At 56.3% G+C, this 16,450-nt stretch carries 14 protein-coding genes; 7 read left to right on the top strand and 7 right to left on the bottom strand.

Features of this window, described 5'->3' with window-relative positions; translation table 11 throughout:
* Window positions 1–51 precede the first annotated feature (51 nt).
* Window positions 52–1,092 (bottom strand): TRAP transporter substrate-binding protein DctP, encoded by a 1,041-nt coding sequence (gene dctP, locus TRM7615_RS13540; RefSeq protein ID WP_108788387.1) that lies wholly within the window; start codon window positions 1,090–1,092, stop codon window positions 52–54.
* 352 nt (window positions 1,093–1,444) lie between these two features.
* On the opposite strand from dctP, the gene TRM7615_RS13535 reads away from it, so the two are divergent.
* From TRM7615_RS13535 to TRM7615_RS13515, 5 genes are all read left to right on the top strand, one after another.
* A complete protein-coding gene (locus TRM7615_RS13535) occupies window positions 1,445–2,377 on the top strand; it encodes a LysR family transcriptional regulator (RefSeq protein ID WP_125133688.1) in 933 nt (310 codons plus the stop codon).
* 304 nt (window positions 2,378–2,681) lie between these two features.
* Window positions 2,682–4,739 (top strand): hydantoinase/oxoprolinase family protein, encoded by a 2,058-nt coding sequence (locus TRM7615_RS13530; protein WP_108788383.1) that lies wholly within the window; start codon window positions 2,682–2,684, stop codon window positions 4,737–4,739.
* A gap of 18 nt (window positions 4,740–4,757) precedes the next feature.
* On the top strand, window positions 4,758–6,551 hold the full coding sequence (locus TRM7615_RS13525; RefSeq protein ID WP_108788381.1) for a hydantoinase B/oxoprolinase family protein: 1,794 nt from the start codon (window positions 4,758–4,760) through the stop codon (window positions 6,549–6,551).
* Window positions 6,552–6,553: 2 nt separating this feature from the next.
* Window positions 6,554–7,369 carry an SDR family NAD(P)-dependent oxidoreductase gene (locus TRM7615_RS13520; protein WP_108788379.1) on the top strand — a complete coding sequence of 272 codons (816 nt, stop codon included), beginning with the start codon at window positions 6,554–6,556 and terminating at the stop codon, window positions 7,367–7,369.
* A gap of 69 nt (window positions 7,370–7,438) precedes the next feature.
* Window positions 7,439–8,122 carry an AroM family protein gene (locus TRM7615_RS13515; protein ID WP_108788377.1) on the top strand — a complete coding sequence of 228 codons (684 nt, stop codon included), beginning with the start codon at window positions 7,439–7,441 and terminating at the stop codon, window positions 8,120–8,122.
* A gap of 78 nt (window positions 8,123–8,200) precedes the next feature.
* On the opposite strand, the gene TRM7615_RS13510 is transcribed toward TRM7615_RS13515, so the two are convergent.
* Window positions 8,201–9,169: an NAD-dependent epimerase/dehydratase family protein gene (locus TRM7615_RS13510; RefSeq protein WP_108788375.1), complete on the bottom strand. Its 969-nt coding sequence runs from the start codon at window positions 9,167–9,169 to the stop codon at window positions 8,201–8,203.
* Between the two features lie 974 nt (window positions 9,170–10,143).
* Here TRM7615_RS13510 and TRM7615_RS13505 point away from each other — a divergent pair.
* Window positions 10,144–12,156 carry a calcium-binding protein gene (locus TRM7615_RS13505; protein ID WP_108788373.1) on the top strand — a complete coding sequence of 671 codons (2,013 nt, stop codon included), beginning with the start codon at window positions 10,144–10,146 and terminating at the stop codon, window positions 12,154–12,156.
* Between the two features lie 737 nt (window positions 12,157–12,893).
* A complete protein-coding gene (gene hmuQ, locus TRM7615_RS13500) occupies window positions 12,894–13,214 on the top strand; it encodes a heme-degrading protein HmuQ (RefSeq protein WP_108788371.1) in 321 nt (106 codons plus the stop codon).
* A gap of 140 nt (window positions 13,215–13,354) precedes the next feature.
* Here the strand turns inward: hmuQ and trpB are convergent, their stop codons facing one another.
* The 5 genes from trpB to TRM7615_RS13475 form a co-directional block, all read right to left on the bottom strand.
* Window positions 13,355–14,602, bottom strand: coding sequence for a tryptophan synthase subunit beta (gene trpB, locus TRM7615_RS13495; RefSeq protein ID WP_108788369.1), 1,248 nt, complete (start codon window positions 14,600–14,602; stop codon window positions 13,355–13,357).
* A 68-nt stretch (window positions 14,603–14,670) separates the two neighbouring features.
* Window positions 14,671–15,006, bottom strand: a complete 336-nt coding sequence (locus tag TRM7615_RS13490; protein ID WP_108788367.1) for a DUF3291 domain-containing protein — start codon at window positions 15,004–15,006, stop codon at window positions 14,671–14,673.
* Window positions 15,007–15,054: 48 nt separating this feature from the next.
* A complete protein-coding gene (locus TRM7615_RS13485) occupies window positions 15,055–15,354 on the bottom strand; it encodes a hypothetical protein (protein WP_108788365.1) in 300 nt (99 codons plus the stop codon).
* 78 nt (window positions 15,355–15,432) lie between these two features.
* Window positions 15,433–16,089, bottom strand: coding sequence for a phosphoribosylanthranilate isomerase (locus tag TRM7615_RS13480; RefSeq protein ID WP_108788363.1), 657 nt, complete (start codon window positions 16,087–16,089; stop codon window positions 15,433–15,435).
* Window positions 16,090–16,097: 8 nt separating this feature from the next.
* The gene (locus tag TRM7615_RS13475; RefSeq protein ID WP_108788361.1) at window positions 16,098–16,448 is read right to left on the bottom strand and encodes a lipopolysaccharide assembly protein LapA domain-containing protein; all 351 of its coding nucleotides are present in this window, start codon (window positions 16,446–16,448) and stop codon (window positions 16,098–16,100) included.
* Window positions 16,449–16,450 lie beyond the last annotated feature (2 nt).

The following is a 16,450-nucleotide window of genomic DNA, read 5'->3' as shown; positions in this document are numbered from 1 at the left end:
CCAAGTCCAAAAAGCTCCGGCGATCACGCCGCCGGAGCCTAGGGGCGTGTGTCAGCGCCCGAGTTCTTTTAGGAACTCTTGCAGAAGCGCCACAGCCTCTGCGGCCCGTTCGTCCTCTTCGCCATATTTGGCCCAGATGGCACGAACCTTTTGCTGCATGGCAAGCCATTCATCAGCAGGAATTGTTGTAAACTCCATGCCTGCGGCCTCAAGCTCGGCGCGAGCCGGTCCGCGCGACAATGCAGTCAAAGTAAGGTACTTCATTGAAGCAAGCTTGGCTGCCCCTTCCATGATCGCCTGCAGATCAGCCGGCATCGAATCCCAAGTCGCCTGATTCACCAGTATGTGGTTATTCGGGGCAGGCATGGGGGCCGGTTTGATATAGTACTTTGCGATCTCTTGAAGCCCCTGCGCAAGGTTCTGAGATTCGTCACCCCACCGCACCGCGTCAACAACGCCAGTCGCCAACGCGGTATAGATTTCCGCGCCACCGACATTCACCGGCTCGGCACCAAGCGAACTCCACCATTCGGCCTCGATTCCGAAACCACGAATCTTTTTACCTTCGAAATCTGCTGCCGAATTCAGCGGAACTTTCGACACGAGTTCCCAGGGCGAGCCGAGGTTCGGTGCAAGATAATGCACACCATGCTCAGCATAGGCATCGCGCACGATATTGATGAATCCCTTCTCGTAGAAGAAAGCATTGCGTTCCCACGGATTTGCCTCGGCGCCGGGCAGCCCGGACTCCATCGTCGCGATCGGCCCCATTTGACCAGCGAAGTAGCCGCCCGTTGTCAGGCCGAGTTCTACGATGCCAGTTGCGACTGCTTCCAAGCCCTCATTCGGTGGGAAGAGAGCGCTAACTGGGAACAACTGCACTTCGACCCGACCACCAGACATCGCCTTCACGTTCTCTGTGAATTCTTCAAGCGCGATGTAAGGTGTCAGGCCGGGACCGGTGTTTGCCTGCATGCGCAGGCTGAATTCTTGCGCCCATGCGGGTGCAGATGCACCGAATGTAGCCAATGCGACGCTGACGATTGCCCCCAGCGACGACCGTCTCGTGAGCTGTAAAGCTTTGAGTTTCATGATCTTCCTCCTGTTGTGGGACCGCCGCGTTGATTTGTGCGATCCTTGTGATATCCGCTTCGAGTCAGCCGAAAGCAGCACGTTTTTTCATTCTTGCTGATCATCGCTCAGGTGGTCGACAACGTGCAACAATGCTTCGAAGCCTATGAGCTCCGATCGCAAAAAGCTTCAAAAACGGTATTCAACCTCTTATCTGAACTTATACATCACTATTTTATTGTTCTTTTTCATTGACATAGGTGGTTTGTATTGCTGTGGTGTCTGCGTGTAAGAAAGCGGATGGGCATAGTATGTGATCCTACACAGGATCGGGTGCTTATTTTTCGAGCACCAGAAAAACGGAGGTGGCTTAGTGAACCTACGACAGCTTGAGATTTTCGGCGCAGTCATGTCGACCGGGACAACTGTCGGCGCAGCGAACATGTTGAATGTTTCGCAACCTGCTGTGAGTCAAATGATCCTCCACATGGAAGATCAGTTGAAATTCAAGCTGTTTCATCGGCATCGTGGACGCCTGGTTCCAACGCAAGAAGCACAGATCCTTTACGAAAAGGCACAGCGGGTATTCGAGGCATTCGAGTCGACAAACTTTGTCGTGGACCAAATTAAGGGTAATCTGATTGGAGAGCTCAGAGTTGTGTCAACGCCAGCTCTCGGAAACGCGGTGCTGCCAGTGGCGATTGCACGATTTAGAGAGGCACGCCCCGAAGTAAAAGTCAGTCTCGAGCTTGGCTCATTGGACTATGTTCAAAACAGTGTTGAAACCGGCCGCGCGGACATTGGAGTACACTATTATCCCGACGAACACCCCTTATTTCAAAGAGTGAAATTAGGCGATGTCAGCATGGTTTGTGTGATGCCGAAAGATCATGCCTTGGCGGACAAAGCGATTATTGAGCCGCAGGATCTTAGGGACAGCCCCTTCATCTCAGTAAGTTCTAACGACCCAATCGGAGCGGTCATCAGAAATGCGTTCAAGCAGTCCAACATCGATCTCGAACTGGCCATAGAGGTCCGTTATCACTACACGGCGCGCGACCTAGTTTCTCTCAACCAAGGTCTTGCATTGGTCGAGTCCTACCTGCTTCTGTCTGCCCACCGATATCCTGAGCTGGCCTTTCGCGCGTTCCATCCTCAAATCGTGACAAGCACCGAGGCCATCCATTTGAAGAGCCGTCCTCTCAGTGCCGTTGCACAGCTTTTCCTAGAGGACTTGCACGACACATGCAGTAGCATTCTTGATCACGAGGAAGCGCGTGTAATTTTGCCATCAGGGTCCGGCTGAAGTTTCCGCAAGCCTGGATTGGGCGCTTCCCCTGGTCGGCAGATTTGGATTTGCGCCATGTTGGGCCCCGGTCGGCTCTTTCAGATGTGAGTTTAGGCTCACCTTGATTAAGACGGCAAAAAATTCGCATATATTTCAATGATTTGATTTAGTGTATCAGTTCAACTTTTAGCCTCTTCCCAATTCAGAATTCGACCTCTTGTTCTGGCTCGGCAAAGATTGCTGAACCTATACCGCGACGTTTCACGTCAAATTGTTTGGCCGCCGCCACGTGGCGAAACGATGGATATTTCGAGAGGATAACATGCACAAAATCGGCATCGACATCGGCGGAACGTTCACCGATATCGCCGGGTACATCAACGGCAAGACGTACTATGCGAAAGCACCGTCTTCACCTGACGTGGTGGAAGGTGTTGTGGGTGGCGTAAAAATGATGCTGGAAAAGACAGGTGTCGACCCACAACGCGACAATGTCGAAATCGTACACATTCACGGTACCACCATCGCGACGAACGCATTGCTGGAACGCAAAGGCGCTCGTCTGGGGCTATTGGCGACCGAAGGTCATCGTGATGCGCTGGAGATGGGCCGCATGAAACGCAGCAATCTCTATGATATGCGCGCTGGTCCGGAAACTCCCGGTTTCTTGGCGCGAGGACGTTTCCGTGTTGGCATTCGGGAACGGATTGACGGCAAAGGAAATGTCATCACGCCGTTGGACGAAGCTCAGATGGTTGAGGAAGTCCGCAGGCTGGTGGAGGACTTTCAGATCGAAGCCCTGGCTGTTTGCTTTCTAAACTCTTACATCAACAATCAGCACGAAGAGCGGGTGGCCGAGATTCTGGCGGAGGCTTTTCCGGACCTTATGGTCTCACTTTCTTCGCGGGTAAATCCGACCTTCCGAGAGTACGAGCGCGTCTGTGCGACCGCATTCGACGCTTATGTACGTCCCAAAGTCGAGCATTACGTCAAACAGCTTGAGGGTGGTTTGGCGCATGAAGGTGAGGGCGCAAGGCTCCACTTGATGCAATCCGGTGGGGGGATCGCCTCTGCTGATATGACGGTGGCCAAACCGGTTTCAATGTTCTTGTCCGGTCCGGCAGCTGGTGTGATTGCAACCCGCTACGTGGGTGAGATGTCTGGGCGTGGAGACCTTGTAGGTTTCGACGTCGGAGGCACCTCGACGGATGTTTGTCTTATTCGTGGTGGCAAAGCCCAGATCACGCGAGAAGGCCGGATTGGAAACTATCCCCTTCGCGTTCCGATGGTAGACATGGATACCGTTGGTTCCGGCGGCGGCTCTATCGCCTGGATCGACGAAGCAGGCGGCCTGCATGTAGGACCGGAAAGCGCGGGCTCATATCCTGGCCCCGCCTGCTACAACAGGGGCGGTGAAAAACCCACGTCTTCCGACGCGACCATGGTTCTTGGGTATCTCAATCCGGACTACTTCGCGGATGGAACGTTCAATCTGCGCCCTGATCTGGCCGAAAGTGCCTTGGCCAAACTTGGTGACAAGCTGGGCATGACAAGCACTGAGGCCGCATTGGGCGTCTATCGTATTCTTGTCAGTCAAATGGCCGAGGCCATCAAGCTCGTCACGATCAAGCGGGGCATCGACCCAAGGGAATTGACGATGGTTTCCTTTGGCGGTGGGGGTGGTGCCTTTGCGCCTGCAGTGGCTAAAGAAATAGGGATCAAGGAGGTCCTTGTTCCACGTTCTCCTGGAACGCTTTCCGCATTCGGCATGCTCGTGGCGGATTTTGAAACAGATGGTGTCAGGACGTTTTTCATCCGCGATACCGCGGTTGCGGATTGCGATGCTGTGGAGCAGGAAATCCAGAAGCTGGAAGCGCAGGGCGAAGCTACGCTCGCGGAGGAAGGCCTGAAGGGTGAAAAGGTCCTGCACCGACGGACCGCAGAAATGCGCTATGAGGGTCAGGGCTATGAATTGGAAGTGCCTCTTGGAGCCAAGTTCGACGAACAGGGCAGAACGGAAGCAATTGATGCGTTTCACCGGGTTCACAACGATGTCTTCGGTCACTTCAATCTAGACCGGACTGTTGAATTGGTGAATTTGCGCCTGGTCAGCTACCAGCCAGCGGGTGCGCTTCCGAACGACGCCGTTTCCGGCACTCTCACAAATGCAACTTCCGAAGTGAAGTCCGCAGGCGTGTGCAAGGCCTCTTTCCCAGAATTGGGCGAAGTCGACACGCCGAGATATCGGCGGATGGATCTTCCGGTCGGATGTCGGATCGAAGGCCCTGCGATCTTTGATCAGCCAGACACAACTGTGGTGATCACAAATGGTCAGGTCGCGACCATTGACGCTGTCGGCAATATGATCATCCGGACCTAAGGTTGAAAGGCGAACGATATGCTCAAACGAAATGTCGACCCGATTACGATCGAAGTTGTTCGCAACCGCCTAGAATCCATTGCGAACGCGATGCAGTATACATTGCTCAGATCGGCTGTTGCCGTCATCGTCAAAGAGGGTGAGGATTGTTCCTGCGGGATATTCAAACCAAATGGCGAGACCATCACGCAAGCCCGTGCTTGTCCCATCCATCTGACGACGATGCGGCCAGGCATCGGGGTCATCACCAAAGAGTTTCCACTCGAAGATATGAGACCGGGTGACACGTTCATCCTGAACGATCCTTATCAAGGCGGTGGTCACCTGCCCGATATCTTGATGGCCGCACCAATCTTTATCGAAGGTCAGGATTTGCCTGTCGCCTTTGCCGGTGCTCTTTCACACCATGAAGATGTTGGTGGCCAGGAACCAGGGTCCATGTCTGCCAACACAACCGAGTTGTTCCAAGAGGGTTTGATCATTCCTCCGGTTCCCTGGATGAAGGAAGGCAAGCTGGTTAAGACCAGCGTAGACTTCATCCGCTACAACGTTCGTATCCCGAAAACCGTCCTCGGTGATCTCGAAGCACAACTTGCCGCCTGTATGGTTGGTGTGCGTGGCTTCCAAGAAATGATCGAAAACATGAAGTTCGATGTTGTCGATGCATCCATCGATATCCTGTTCGACCAGGCCGAAACGCGGATGCGCGCCGAGCTTTCCAAGCTCAAAGATGGCGTCTACGAATTCGAGGATTGGGTGGACAATAAATCGCGCGACCTCCCACGCCTACCAATCAAATGCAAAGTCGAGGTCAAAGGCAGTTCGATCAATGTCGACTTTGCCGGAACAGCGCTTCAGCAGCCCGCTCCTGTAAATGTAAACCTTGCGGGCGCAGAGTCCGGCGCGCACACGACGATCAAGGGCATGACCGATCCAAACCTGCCATTGAACGAGGGCGCGGTTAAACCAATTTCTGTGACTGCGCCGGAAGGCAGCCTTTTTAATCCGTTACGCCCGGCGCCGGTGGCGCTCCGCGGCCAGATCGCGCAACGCGCCTATGATGTCGTGCAAGGTGCGCTTATTCAGGCAATTGAGCCAGAGGACGCCGTGTCCAGCCCGTCTAGCGGTAATATGGTGACTTCCTTTAGCGGGTTAGATGACGCGGGCGATATCTACGGATCATCGGATCTGACGACCGGCGGCACGGGTGCGCGGTCCGATAGCGACGGTCTCGACCACATGGAGCATGGCTTCACGAACGTTCAGACGACGCCCTCAGAAGCCTGGGAGACCCGATATCCGATCCGGGTGCGGGACCATGAGTTGCGCATGGATTCAGGCGGGCCCGGCAAATTCCGTGGCGGGCTTGGCATTCGGCGTTCTTTCGAGGTTCTCAAGGGGCCAGTGCGGAGTTGCCACCGCCACGACCGTTCACTGTCCAGTTCTTGGGGCATCTACGGAGGCAAGCCGGGCGAACGCTGGCGCTCGTACATTGAACGCGTGGATGGATCGGTCGAGCATCTTCACTCGAAGGAGGTCATTGAGCTACAGACTGGTGACATATTTGTGCGTGAAACTGGCGGCGGCGGAGGCTATGGCGATCCGCTTGAACGCGATGCGCGGATGGTCGTTGATGACGTGTTGGACCGGAAGATCTCCGAAAGCTCGGCACGCGCAGACTATGGTGTGGTTTTGAGTGCCAACGGGTTCGATTTCGATGACGCTGCAACTCAATCTCTACGAACAAAAATCAAGGCTGAGCGTGGTGCCGTTAATTGGCTTTACGACTTCGGTGAAGACGGAAAGCGCTGATCATGCCAAACTTAAAAGACAAAGTCGCTATCGTCACGGGTGCCGCAGCCGCGCGCGGTATCGGTTTCAATGCAGCGAAGGTGCTTGCCGGCTATGGCGCGACGATTGTTCTGGCTGACCTGACGCAAGATGACCTAGTCGAAGGCGACACGCCGGAATTGGAAAAGCGTGCCCAAGAGCTTCGAGCGATCGGTGTCAAGTCCGCTTGGTGCAATCTGGATGTGACAGACGAAGACGACATCGCCGATTGCGCGGCCTTCGCTATCGAAACATTTGGTGGCGTAGACATCCTGTTCAACAACGCGGGTGTCACAGTCGGCTACGGTCCAATCCTTGAAACGGAGAAGCGGTTTTGGGATCTACAGTTTGCGGTCCATGTCACCGGCCCGGTTTTGCTTGCTAAAGCTGTGATTCCGTCAATGCGTCAACGTGGCGGTGGATCGATCATCAACAACTCTTCAATCTGGGCACTCAACGCACATGAGGGCGCGGCAATATATGGTGCTACTAAACTGGCCATCACCAACGCCAGCAAAGTAATCGCGATTGAACATGGGCCAGACAATATCCGTTGCAACGCCATCGCGGCCGGACCAATCAGAACCGACATGCAGGATCGCCGCGTCAAACGCGAGTCCGAACTCTACGGTATCACCGAAGACGAGGCGCGCGCGACGCTGGCCGAACCACTCGCCTTAAAACGCGTTGGAGAGCCGCATGAATACGGCGAGGTCGTCGCGTTTCTTGCCAGCGACATGTCCAGCTTTGTAACCGGAACAACAATTCAGATGGATGGCGGTGAACAAGGTGGCCTGTGATGGCCGCTGGCCAAATTCAAACCTCCCAAATCAGTTAGACAATGAGACCTTGGACAGAAAGCACAACCGATGACAAAACCCACGCTCTGCATCATGCCGCTCGGCCAGACCCCACGAAACGACTGGCTGGACCCAATTCAAAGGCTCGTCGGTGACTCAGTTGAAGTGGTCCAACATGGTTGCCTTGATGGCCTAAGTTACGAGGACATCCTCGCTCTGGATCAGCGGGCAGACGATCATATGCTCGCCACCGCGTTACCTGCCGCTGGCGGCAAGAGGGTGACCTTTGCCAAGCGGCATGTTCTCGACCGCATGCAGGAAAACCTCGACAAGGTTGCCGCCGAGGGCGCGGATATTGTTGCGGTCTGTTGCTCTGAGAAATGGCCGGTCAGCTACACGTTCGACGGCCAGTGGATCGAAGTGTTTTCGGTGATGCACGACTTGGTCACCGGCATGGGCTACAAGGGCAAGGGAGCGGTCTTCTACCATGTCGAAGGTCAGAAACAGGCCACGATCGACCGCTGGGCTGATGTTGAAGATCAGGATTTTGTCTACCTCGCCGACGGTCGCAGTGATGCGGAGCACGAAGCGATCATGCAAGAACTCGAAAAAGCAGGCTACGAATACGCGGTTCTCGATTGCTTTGGGTTTAGCTTGGAGCTTCGGGACCAGATACAAGAGCGACTTGGAATTCCCGCCTACTTGCCCTTGACTGCCCTCGCCAACGGCGTGCGAGCAGCCTACTCTTCTTAATTCATTCGAACATCTGAAACGGCAAATGGCGGCGTACCGGAACTCAGAGAAGCCGCCAATTCCGGACTGGGCTTGAGCTCAGACTGTCGGCAGACCGGCGCGAGTACGAAGCATGTCGATATTCTTACGCAAGCCTTCGTCCAGAGAGTACTCTGGCGTGTAGCCAATCTCATCCGCTGTCGTTTTGGCATCATAAAGATACGGAGGGAACTTCCAATCGCCCGGTGCCACGTCAAGCTGAGCATCGGGGATGAACTTTCGCACCGTTTCCGCGACCTCGTTTACGGTGGCGCGCTGGCCGCAGACGTTCAATCCACGCGAAGGTGTATTCGGTGTATTTGCGGCCAGAACAGTGGCGCGGGCACCGTCCTCAACATAGAGCCAGTCCAAGAGCGCATCGCCGTACGGTGCCTTGCCAGGCTTGCCCAAAGCAGGGTTGTCGATCAGCTCGGTATGGAATGGCGAAAGGCTGCCGCGGGCCGCATTGAAGGCTTTTCCGTAGCCATAGATCGACATGTAGCGCAGCCCCGTTGAATCCAGCCCATATTTTTCCTTGAACAGACGCGACAGATGCTCGGTGCCGATCTTCTGGACCCCGTAGAAGTCAGCCGACGTCAGAAACGCGTCGTTTGGCACTTCATTCCCTTCGAAGAGATGTGGCAATCCGGTTACGTTGGCAGAGCTGGCATAGACGAGCTTCTCGACATCGAGTGCAACGCAGGCGGTCATGATGTTGTTGGTGCCGCCTTGGATCACGCGAATGGCCAAGCCCGGATTGGCATCGCTGGCCGCACCCAGGAGGGTTGCCATATGGATGACCCGCTGGGGCTTGTGTTGTTTCATTGACAGGATCATTGCGCCCAGATCGGTCACGTCCAAACGCTCGATGGTGACCTGCTTCATAAGGCTTTCGTCACCGACCATGTCCGCCACGAATTCCGGGTGCGGAGCAAGATCGGTCACGACCACCTCATGCCCATCTTTCACCAGATCGCGAATGATATAGGCAGACAAAAAACCGGTCGCGCCTGTCATATAGTACTTCATTGAATGATCCTTTAGCCTCGTGCTGTTCGAATTCGGTCACGACCGAACCAATTGATATTGCCTTGTTGGTCGCGGGTTCTCTTCGCATTCGGCGGCCTGGGAGAATGCCAGGCGCTGCCCCGGTTCAATTTCAGAGCGCGTTCCGCGCATCCTGTCCGCAACGAAGGCGATCCTGCATCGAGCGCCAACGTGTATTCGTCTCAACAATTTCTTGTAGAGTTTGACCAATCGGCGAAACACGGTCAATTCGATCGCCTACGCCAAATTCTCTCGTGGCAATAACACGGCCTTATAGCCGTCTTCGGCGAATGAGTTTGCGGCGGACGGCCTGAAACTATGTCCGGAGCATGCCGAATGAAGCCATTCGTTTGACGCGCAGCATCGGTAGATTTGGGCTCGAAACAGTCGTTCGCTACGTCATGCCTGGGTGGCTGCTGTCAGCCCAAAGCGGACATAGGAATCCTCAGGAGCTTTGAAAGCCCATCATGCTGGAAAGGGCGGGAAGCCAGCTTTCGCCGCCTTTGCAAACAAGGCTACACCTGGGATGGAAAGCGGCCATTCAGTTCGATTTCAGAAAGGAAGGCGGTTGGGGGTTCCTCGTATCAGATTGCGACACGGCACCAGCCTTTCAGCCTGTCGAACACCCTTTCGATCTTTACGTGTCAGTGCATTTCGCAACAGTGTCACGAGAGGAGTGCTCTAGGGCTTTCTTACGTGATTAGCGTCCCGGGACGCAGGGCTTTAGGCGGCCATCTGCGCCTCAGAAAACCAGAAAAGATCAGACATGGTCACCGTTCGTTTTCCAACCATGAATCGCGTGACAAGGCGGAAATCAATGGGTTCTGAGCCTAGGAGAAAGGCCATCTCCGACAAAGAATAAAAGCACCTCCACGATAAAACTTGACAACTTGGGGGGAGCCATTGAACCCTTTGATTGCAACTACTAAGCGCATATTCCACAAAGGATTTTCAACATGGCCGAATTTAGACTGACCACCGGGAGCGACCTCTTCGTTGGCACCAACGGCCGCGACTTATTCACTGAGGTGCAGGCCGGCGGCAGCGACAACCTGCAAGGCGAACGCGGGTTCGATCGGTTTTTTTCGGAGGTCCGGGACGCACATATCGTCATCGATCTGAACTTCGATTCCGGCGCGCGGCTTGACCTGTCCGCTGATCCCGCAACTTGGGAACCCGGCGACCCAAGCCTGAGCCAGTACAATTTCGTCGATATCGAACAATTTCACATCGTCAATTTAGACGGGGTCACGATCCTTCGGGGCGATTCCAACAACAACCACTTCCAAGGCACGTTCGGAAAGGGCCTTTTGGAGGGGGGGCGCGGCGACGACACGCTCCACGCCTCTGAAGGTAATGTCACGTTGAACGGCGGTGCCGGGGACGACCTCCTGCAGGTTGACAAAGACATCAAGACCGGGCCCGTCCGGTTCATCGGCGGGGTCGGAACGGATACTGCACAAATATCACTGGGCGAGTCGGGGGGCGTTTTGCGGGGCCGGTTCACCGCCACGTCGCTGGACGACGCGATCCAGATCACCACGGCGCAGGGCGAGGTCTTCATCGTCGATGACGATGTGGAGTTCTTGGAAGCGAACGATCCTACCTCTCCGGGTCGCGTAATCTATACCTTTGCTGAACTGTCCGCGCTGGCCTCCCCGCAGATCACCGGCACGGACCGTGCCGAGACGCTCATCGGCACGGATACGGACGAGGCGATCATTGCGCTGGCAGGCGATGACTGGATCGTGCCCGGCGGCGGCGGCGACACGGTTGATGGCGGTGATGGCAATGACATGGTGTCCTACGCCGGGCTCGCGGGGATGATCCGCTTGTTCGAGACGGATGCCGGTTTTTTGGTCTCGCATCAGTCGCAGAGGAGCACGCTGATCGACATCGAACGGGTCACAGGCACCTCGCAGAGAGATGTTTTCAAGGCCGCCGAGGGCAGCTTCCGCGGTCTTGGCGGCCCGGACAGCTTTCGTGCCAGTGGCGTGGGCATAGGCGATTATGACGGGGGCGCAGGGCGCGACTTTGTCGAATACAACTCTTCCTCCTCCGGAATCGTCGCCTCGCTGTTCCGCGGCCTCGGCTGGGAGGGGGACGCGCAGGGCGACAGCTACACTGACATCGAAAACCTTTCCGGTACGAATTTTGATGACCGGCTTTGGGGCGATGATGGCGACAACTTTCTGGAGGGATTGCAAGGTGACGATACCTTTGTACGGGCTGCGGGCGATGACATCATCTATGCTGGGAATGGCTTTGATACGGCGATCTTCTTTGAAAGGGCGTCGTCCTATGACATTGATTTCGGCTCTAACTTCGATTCACCCATCACCGTTAATGATATCAACGTTCGTGACGGCGATGAGGGGACCAACCTTCTGCAAAGTGTCGAGGTGCTGCGATTTGCCGACACCGTCTTTACCATCGGTCGCAACTCCCGAGACCCCCAATCTTGGGACAGCTTCGCCATTATGGAGGGAGGGTTTGTCTATCTGAGGGCCGGCCATGATATCCTTAGCGTGCTGGGCGGCGACGGCAGCGGTGTTTATGATGGCGGATCAGGAAAGGATATTCTCAGTTTCGCAGAAGCAAATGAAGGGGTCTATGCCTCACTCCTGCGGGGGCGCGTCTGGGAAGGTGAGACTGCAGGCGACCGGTTCGACAATTTCGAATGGCTGCGCGGGTCTGACTTCAACGACACCCTCGACGGCAGCCGCGGCAACGACACGCTGGAAGGCGGGGCGGGCGATGACTTGATCGCGGGCGGTTTCGGGGATGACTACATCCTTGCTGGGGTTGGAACGGATACCATTTTATTTTCCGGCGCACGCGCGGAGTATAACATCGCTTCCAATGGATTTCGCACCGAGGTAACGCATCTCAACAATGGCAGCGACGGGTTTGATGTAATCGGCCATGCCGAGGTGCTGCAATTCACGGACGGGGATTTCATCCTGTAAAATCGAAACACAATTATTCGGCTCCTATCAACGGCAAGTGTTGTTGGAGTCTGTGCCGTCTATTTAGGGGTTTTCAATCAAGCTTTAGCTGTAATTTCTAAATCTGCTAGATTGGAGGAGTTGTTGAATGCGACATATTCTGCTGACCGAAGCGACTCGTATGAAAGCGAAACGAGCAAAGTGCAAGATTTGAATTTTTCAGGTGATGCGACGCCAGAAAATGTATGGGCAAGATGCCGCGAAAGTGTGTTTTTGATTTGAGGTCTTCGGGCGCGTTAAATAGCGGGTTGGGTGAGACCGGCTGCTAGAATGCAACGTATTTTGACGCACCTTCGAAGAGATATCCCATTGCAATAATTGCGGCTGCAAAGGTGCTTTTTGTCAACAACCTGGCCACCCTCACTCTGAGAATGCTGCAAGATTTACGAATGTCTGCAATGTGGGCTGTGGCTGCCGTGTCCAGAAGAATATTCGAACGTCGGCTCTGGGCCGTCAGCGAAACTTTGCAAAGGTCGCTATCTGCGCATAGCTGAACTTCGCAACTGGTGCAGCATTTGACACTCTGGGCTCCAAGCAAGCGTTCGCTGCTTTGGGAACAAATGTCCTCAATGGGCTGCAAGCCGACCTGCCCGCTTGCACCTGCGCACAACTTTCGCTCTAATGTGCCGCAGCCAGCGGTGAGGGGCAGAGGCCCGCCGTGCGCCATCCTCTTGCAATCTTAGAAGAAAGCACAGCCGATGAGCTTTATTGCCATGAACCGTTTCAAGATCCGTCCGGGGTCAGAGGCGGAGTTTGAAACCATCTGGGCATCGCGGGAAAGCCGCTTGAAGGAACTCAAGGGTTTTCGCGAATTCCGCCTGCTCAAGGGGCCGTCGAGCGGCGAGCACACGCTCTATTCCAGCCACGTGATCTGGGACAGCCGCGCCGATTTCGAGGCCTGGACCAAATCCCAGCAGTTTCGCGATGCGCACAAGAACGCAGGCAAGCGCGAGGGCGAAAGCCCGATCCTCGGCCATCCGCAGTTCGAAGGGTTCGAGACGGTTTTGCACGAGGCGTGAGCGCCGGAAAGGCGCCAACCCGAGCCAGCGGATCAACCGATGGTATCCACTCGGATGCCCATTCTGGCGGACCTGAAACAAAAAACCCGGCAGATCACTGTCTGCCGGGATTGGGTTCATCCTGTCAATTTGGCCTGCGATTAGCCTGCTGTACGACCTTCGGTATCGGACATGTCGAAACCAAGGTAATTTGCAACCGTCTGCACGTCCTTGTCGCCACGGCCACACATGTTCATGCAGATCAGGTGGTCGGCGGGCAGCTCAGGCGCGATCTTCATCACATGGGCCAGCGCGTGGGACGGCTCAAGTGCGGGGATGATGCCCTCGGTCGAGCAGCACAGCTGGAACGCCTCGAGCGCCTCCATATCGGTGATCGAGACATATTGCGCGCGGCCAATGTCATTCAGCCAAGCGTGTTCAGGGCCGATGCCGGGATAATCGAGACCGGCCGAGATCGAATAGCCTTCGAGGATCTGGCCGTCGTCATCCTGCAGCAGGTAAGTCCGGTTACCGTGCAGCACGCCGGGGCGGCCGCCGGTGAGCGAGGCACAGTGCTCCATCTTTTCGTTGACGCCTTTGCCGCCTGCTTCGACCCCGATGATGTTGACGTCTTTGTCGTCAAGGAAGGGGTAGAACAGGCCCATGGCGTTCGACCCCCCGCCGATGGCAGCGATCAGCGTGTCGGGCAGACGGCCCTCGGCCTTTTGCATCTGCTCTTTGGCTTCTTTGCCGATGATCGACTGAAAGTCACGGACCATCGCCGGGTACGGGTGCGGACCGGCCACGGTGCCGATGCAGTAGAAGGTGTCGCGCACGTTGGTCACCCAGTCGCGCAGCGCATCGTTCATGGCATCCTTGAGCGTGCCACGACCAGAGGTAACCGGGATGACCTCGGCACCCAGAAGGCGCATGCGGAAGACGTTAGGGGCCTGGCGCTGCACGTCGTGCGCGCCCATGTAGACGACGCATTTCAGGCCGAACTTGGCGCAGACGGTGGCGGTGGCCACACCGTGCTGACCCGCGCCGGTTTCGGCGATGATGCGGGTCTTGCCCATGCGGCGGGCCAGGATGATCTGCCCCAGCACGTTGTTGATCTTGTGCGCGCCGGTGTGGTTCAGTTCATCTCGCTTGAGATAGATCTTGGCCCCGCCCAAGTGCTCGGTCAGACGCTCGGCGTAATAGAGCGGGCTGGGGCGGCCTACGTAATTGGCCCACAGATCGTCCATCTCGGCCCAGAATGTCGGGTCATCCTTGGCCTTTTCATATTCCTCTTCCAGCGACAGGATCAGCGGCATCAGGGTTTCGCTGACGAACCGCCCGCCAAAGATACCGAAGCGCCCGCTTTCGTCGGGGCCGGACATGAAGGAGTTAAAAAGGTCGTTGGCCATGAGAGTCTCCGTCGTCGTGCCAGATGTTCATAGGAGGTGCGCGCCAGATTTGCCATGCAAAAAAGGCATCAGGCTGCGGATTGCCCCTGTTGCCGCCACAGCTGCCACGCGACGTCGGGGGCTGGGATGTCAGTGCAGGGGAAGTGGTGGAAGTAGAGCACATGCGCAAGGCGCGGCGTGACCTTGAGCAGACGTGCATGCGGACCGCTGTGCGCGTAGGCCATCATGTCTTTGGGAGTGTTCCAGACGCTAAGTGAAAAATAGATGTCATCGCGGGGAAAAACGATGGCGTGGTGGCATCCGGGGCTGTCCTTGGCCTGTTGCAAAGCCTGCCGCGCACGCCAGAAGAACTCAGGTGCTGTCAGCCAGCTTTTCAACCTTACACCACCGATCGCTCCCATCATCGCCCTGCCCTCCTGTCAAAGGGGATACGCCAGAGCGCGCGGGTCGGATCAGTTGTTGCTGACTTGTTTTTCGGAGATCCGCCGTTCGATCTCGCGCCTCAGTTCCAGGTTCTTTTGCGTCTGGCGCACGGACGAGCGGTTGATCAGCAAAACAGTGACCGCCGCACCGATCAGGGCAGCCCCCAATTCGAAGAAGAGATCCACAAAGACGTCGCTGATCAATTGCTCGATCTCATCAGGGTATCGCGCAACGATGATCTTGGACAGGATGATCAGCCCGACGGCGCAGACCAGCAAGGCGATCAGGCGTTTGTCGCGCCCGCCCTCGCGCGCTTTGATCAGCTCCAACCGGCCGGGATCTACTGCGAAAAAGTCGATGTCTCCGGCGTGACGTCGTCCCGCTCGCCCAGCAACAGATCGTAAGGATCAGGCATCCCGAACTTCGGTTGCCGCCAGAAATGCGCGGATCTTGTCCGCATCCTTGACACCTGGGGCGCTTTCGACGCCGGACGATACATCCACCTGGCGCGCGCCGGTCATCCGGATTGCTTCGGCCACGTTTTCGGGCGTCAGGCCACCGGCCAGCATCCACGGCGTCTGCCAGTATTTGCGACCCGCCAGCAGACGCCAGTCGAACGCCAACCCGTTGCCACCAGGCAGGTCCGCGTTCTTGGGCGGTTTGGCATCGATCAGCAGTTGGTCGGCCGCATCCGAATACAAATCGATCTGCGTCAGATCCTCGGCATCGGCGATGCCGATTGCCTTCATCACCGGCAGGCCATAGCGCGCCTTGACTTCGGCCACGCGCTCGGGGCTTTCCTTGCCATGCAGTTGCAACATGTCGAGCGGCACCACGCTCGTGATCTGATCCAACTCGTCGTCCGTGGCATTCACCGTCAACGCAACCTTGGCGACACCAAGGGGCACTTCGGCGGCCAACGCCGCAGCCTCCTTGACCATCAGACACCGTGGTGATTTCGCGAAGAACACAAAACCCACATAGCGCGCACCCGCCTGGGCCGCGGCCACAACATCCGCGGGCGACTTAACCCCGCAAATCTTTGCACTGAGAGTCTGAGACATGGTCTAAATCAGCTGGCCTCGTCGAGGATCGCCAGTACCTCGTCCTTGCCTTCGTTGCTCTTGTCCTTGAGCTTGGTCACTTCGCGTTCCAGCTTGCGGACCTCGCGGTGCTTGACCGAGGCCTCTTTGCGGTGTTTGTGCTCGCGCAGCCATTCCCAGACAAATCCGATGATGATCCCTGCTGCAATACCGCCCAGAACCACCACAAAGAGCGGCAGTGAAATGGTCAGGTTGAAGCCCAGCACACCGGCCAGATCCTCGGGCACAAGTTTGAGGGTCACAAAGTTGCGGTTTGCCAGCGACACGGACACCAGAAGAATGCCAAGGGTCCCCAGAAACGCGTAGCGAATGTAGCGCATGT

The sequence above is a fragment of the Falsiruegeria mediterranea M17 genome, from assembly GCF_900302455.1.
Classification (GTDB): domain Bacteria; phylum Pseudomonadota; class Alphaproteobacteria; order Rhodobacterales; family Rhodobacteraceae; genus Falsiruegeria; species Falsiruegeria mediterranea.
The sequence above is the reverse complement of the archived record's forward strand: the minus strand, read 5'-3'. Positions and strand labels throughout refer to the sequence as shown.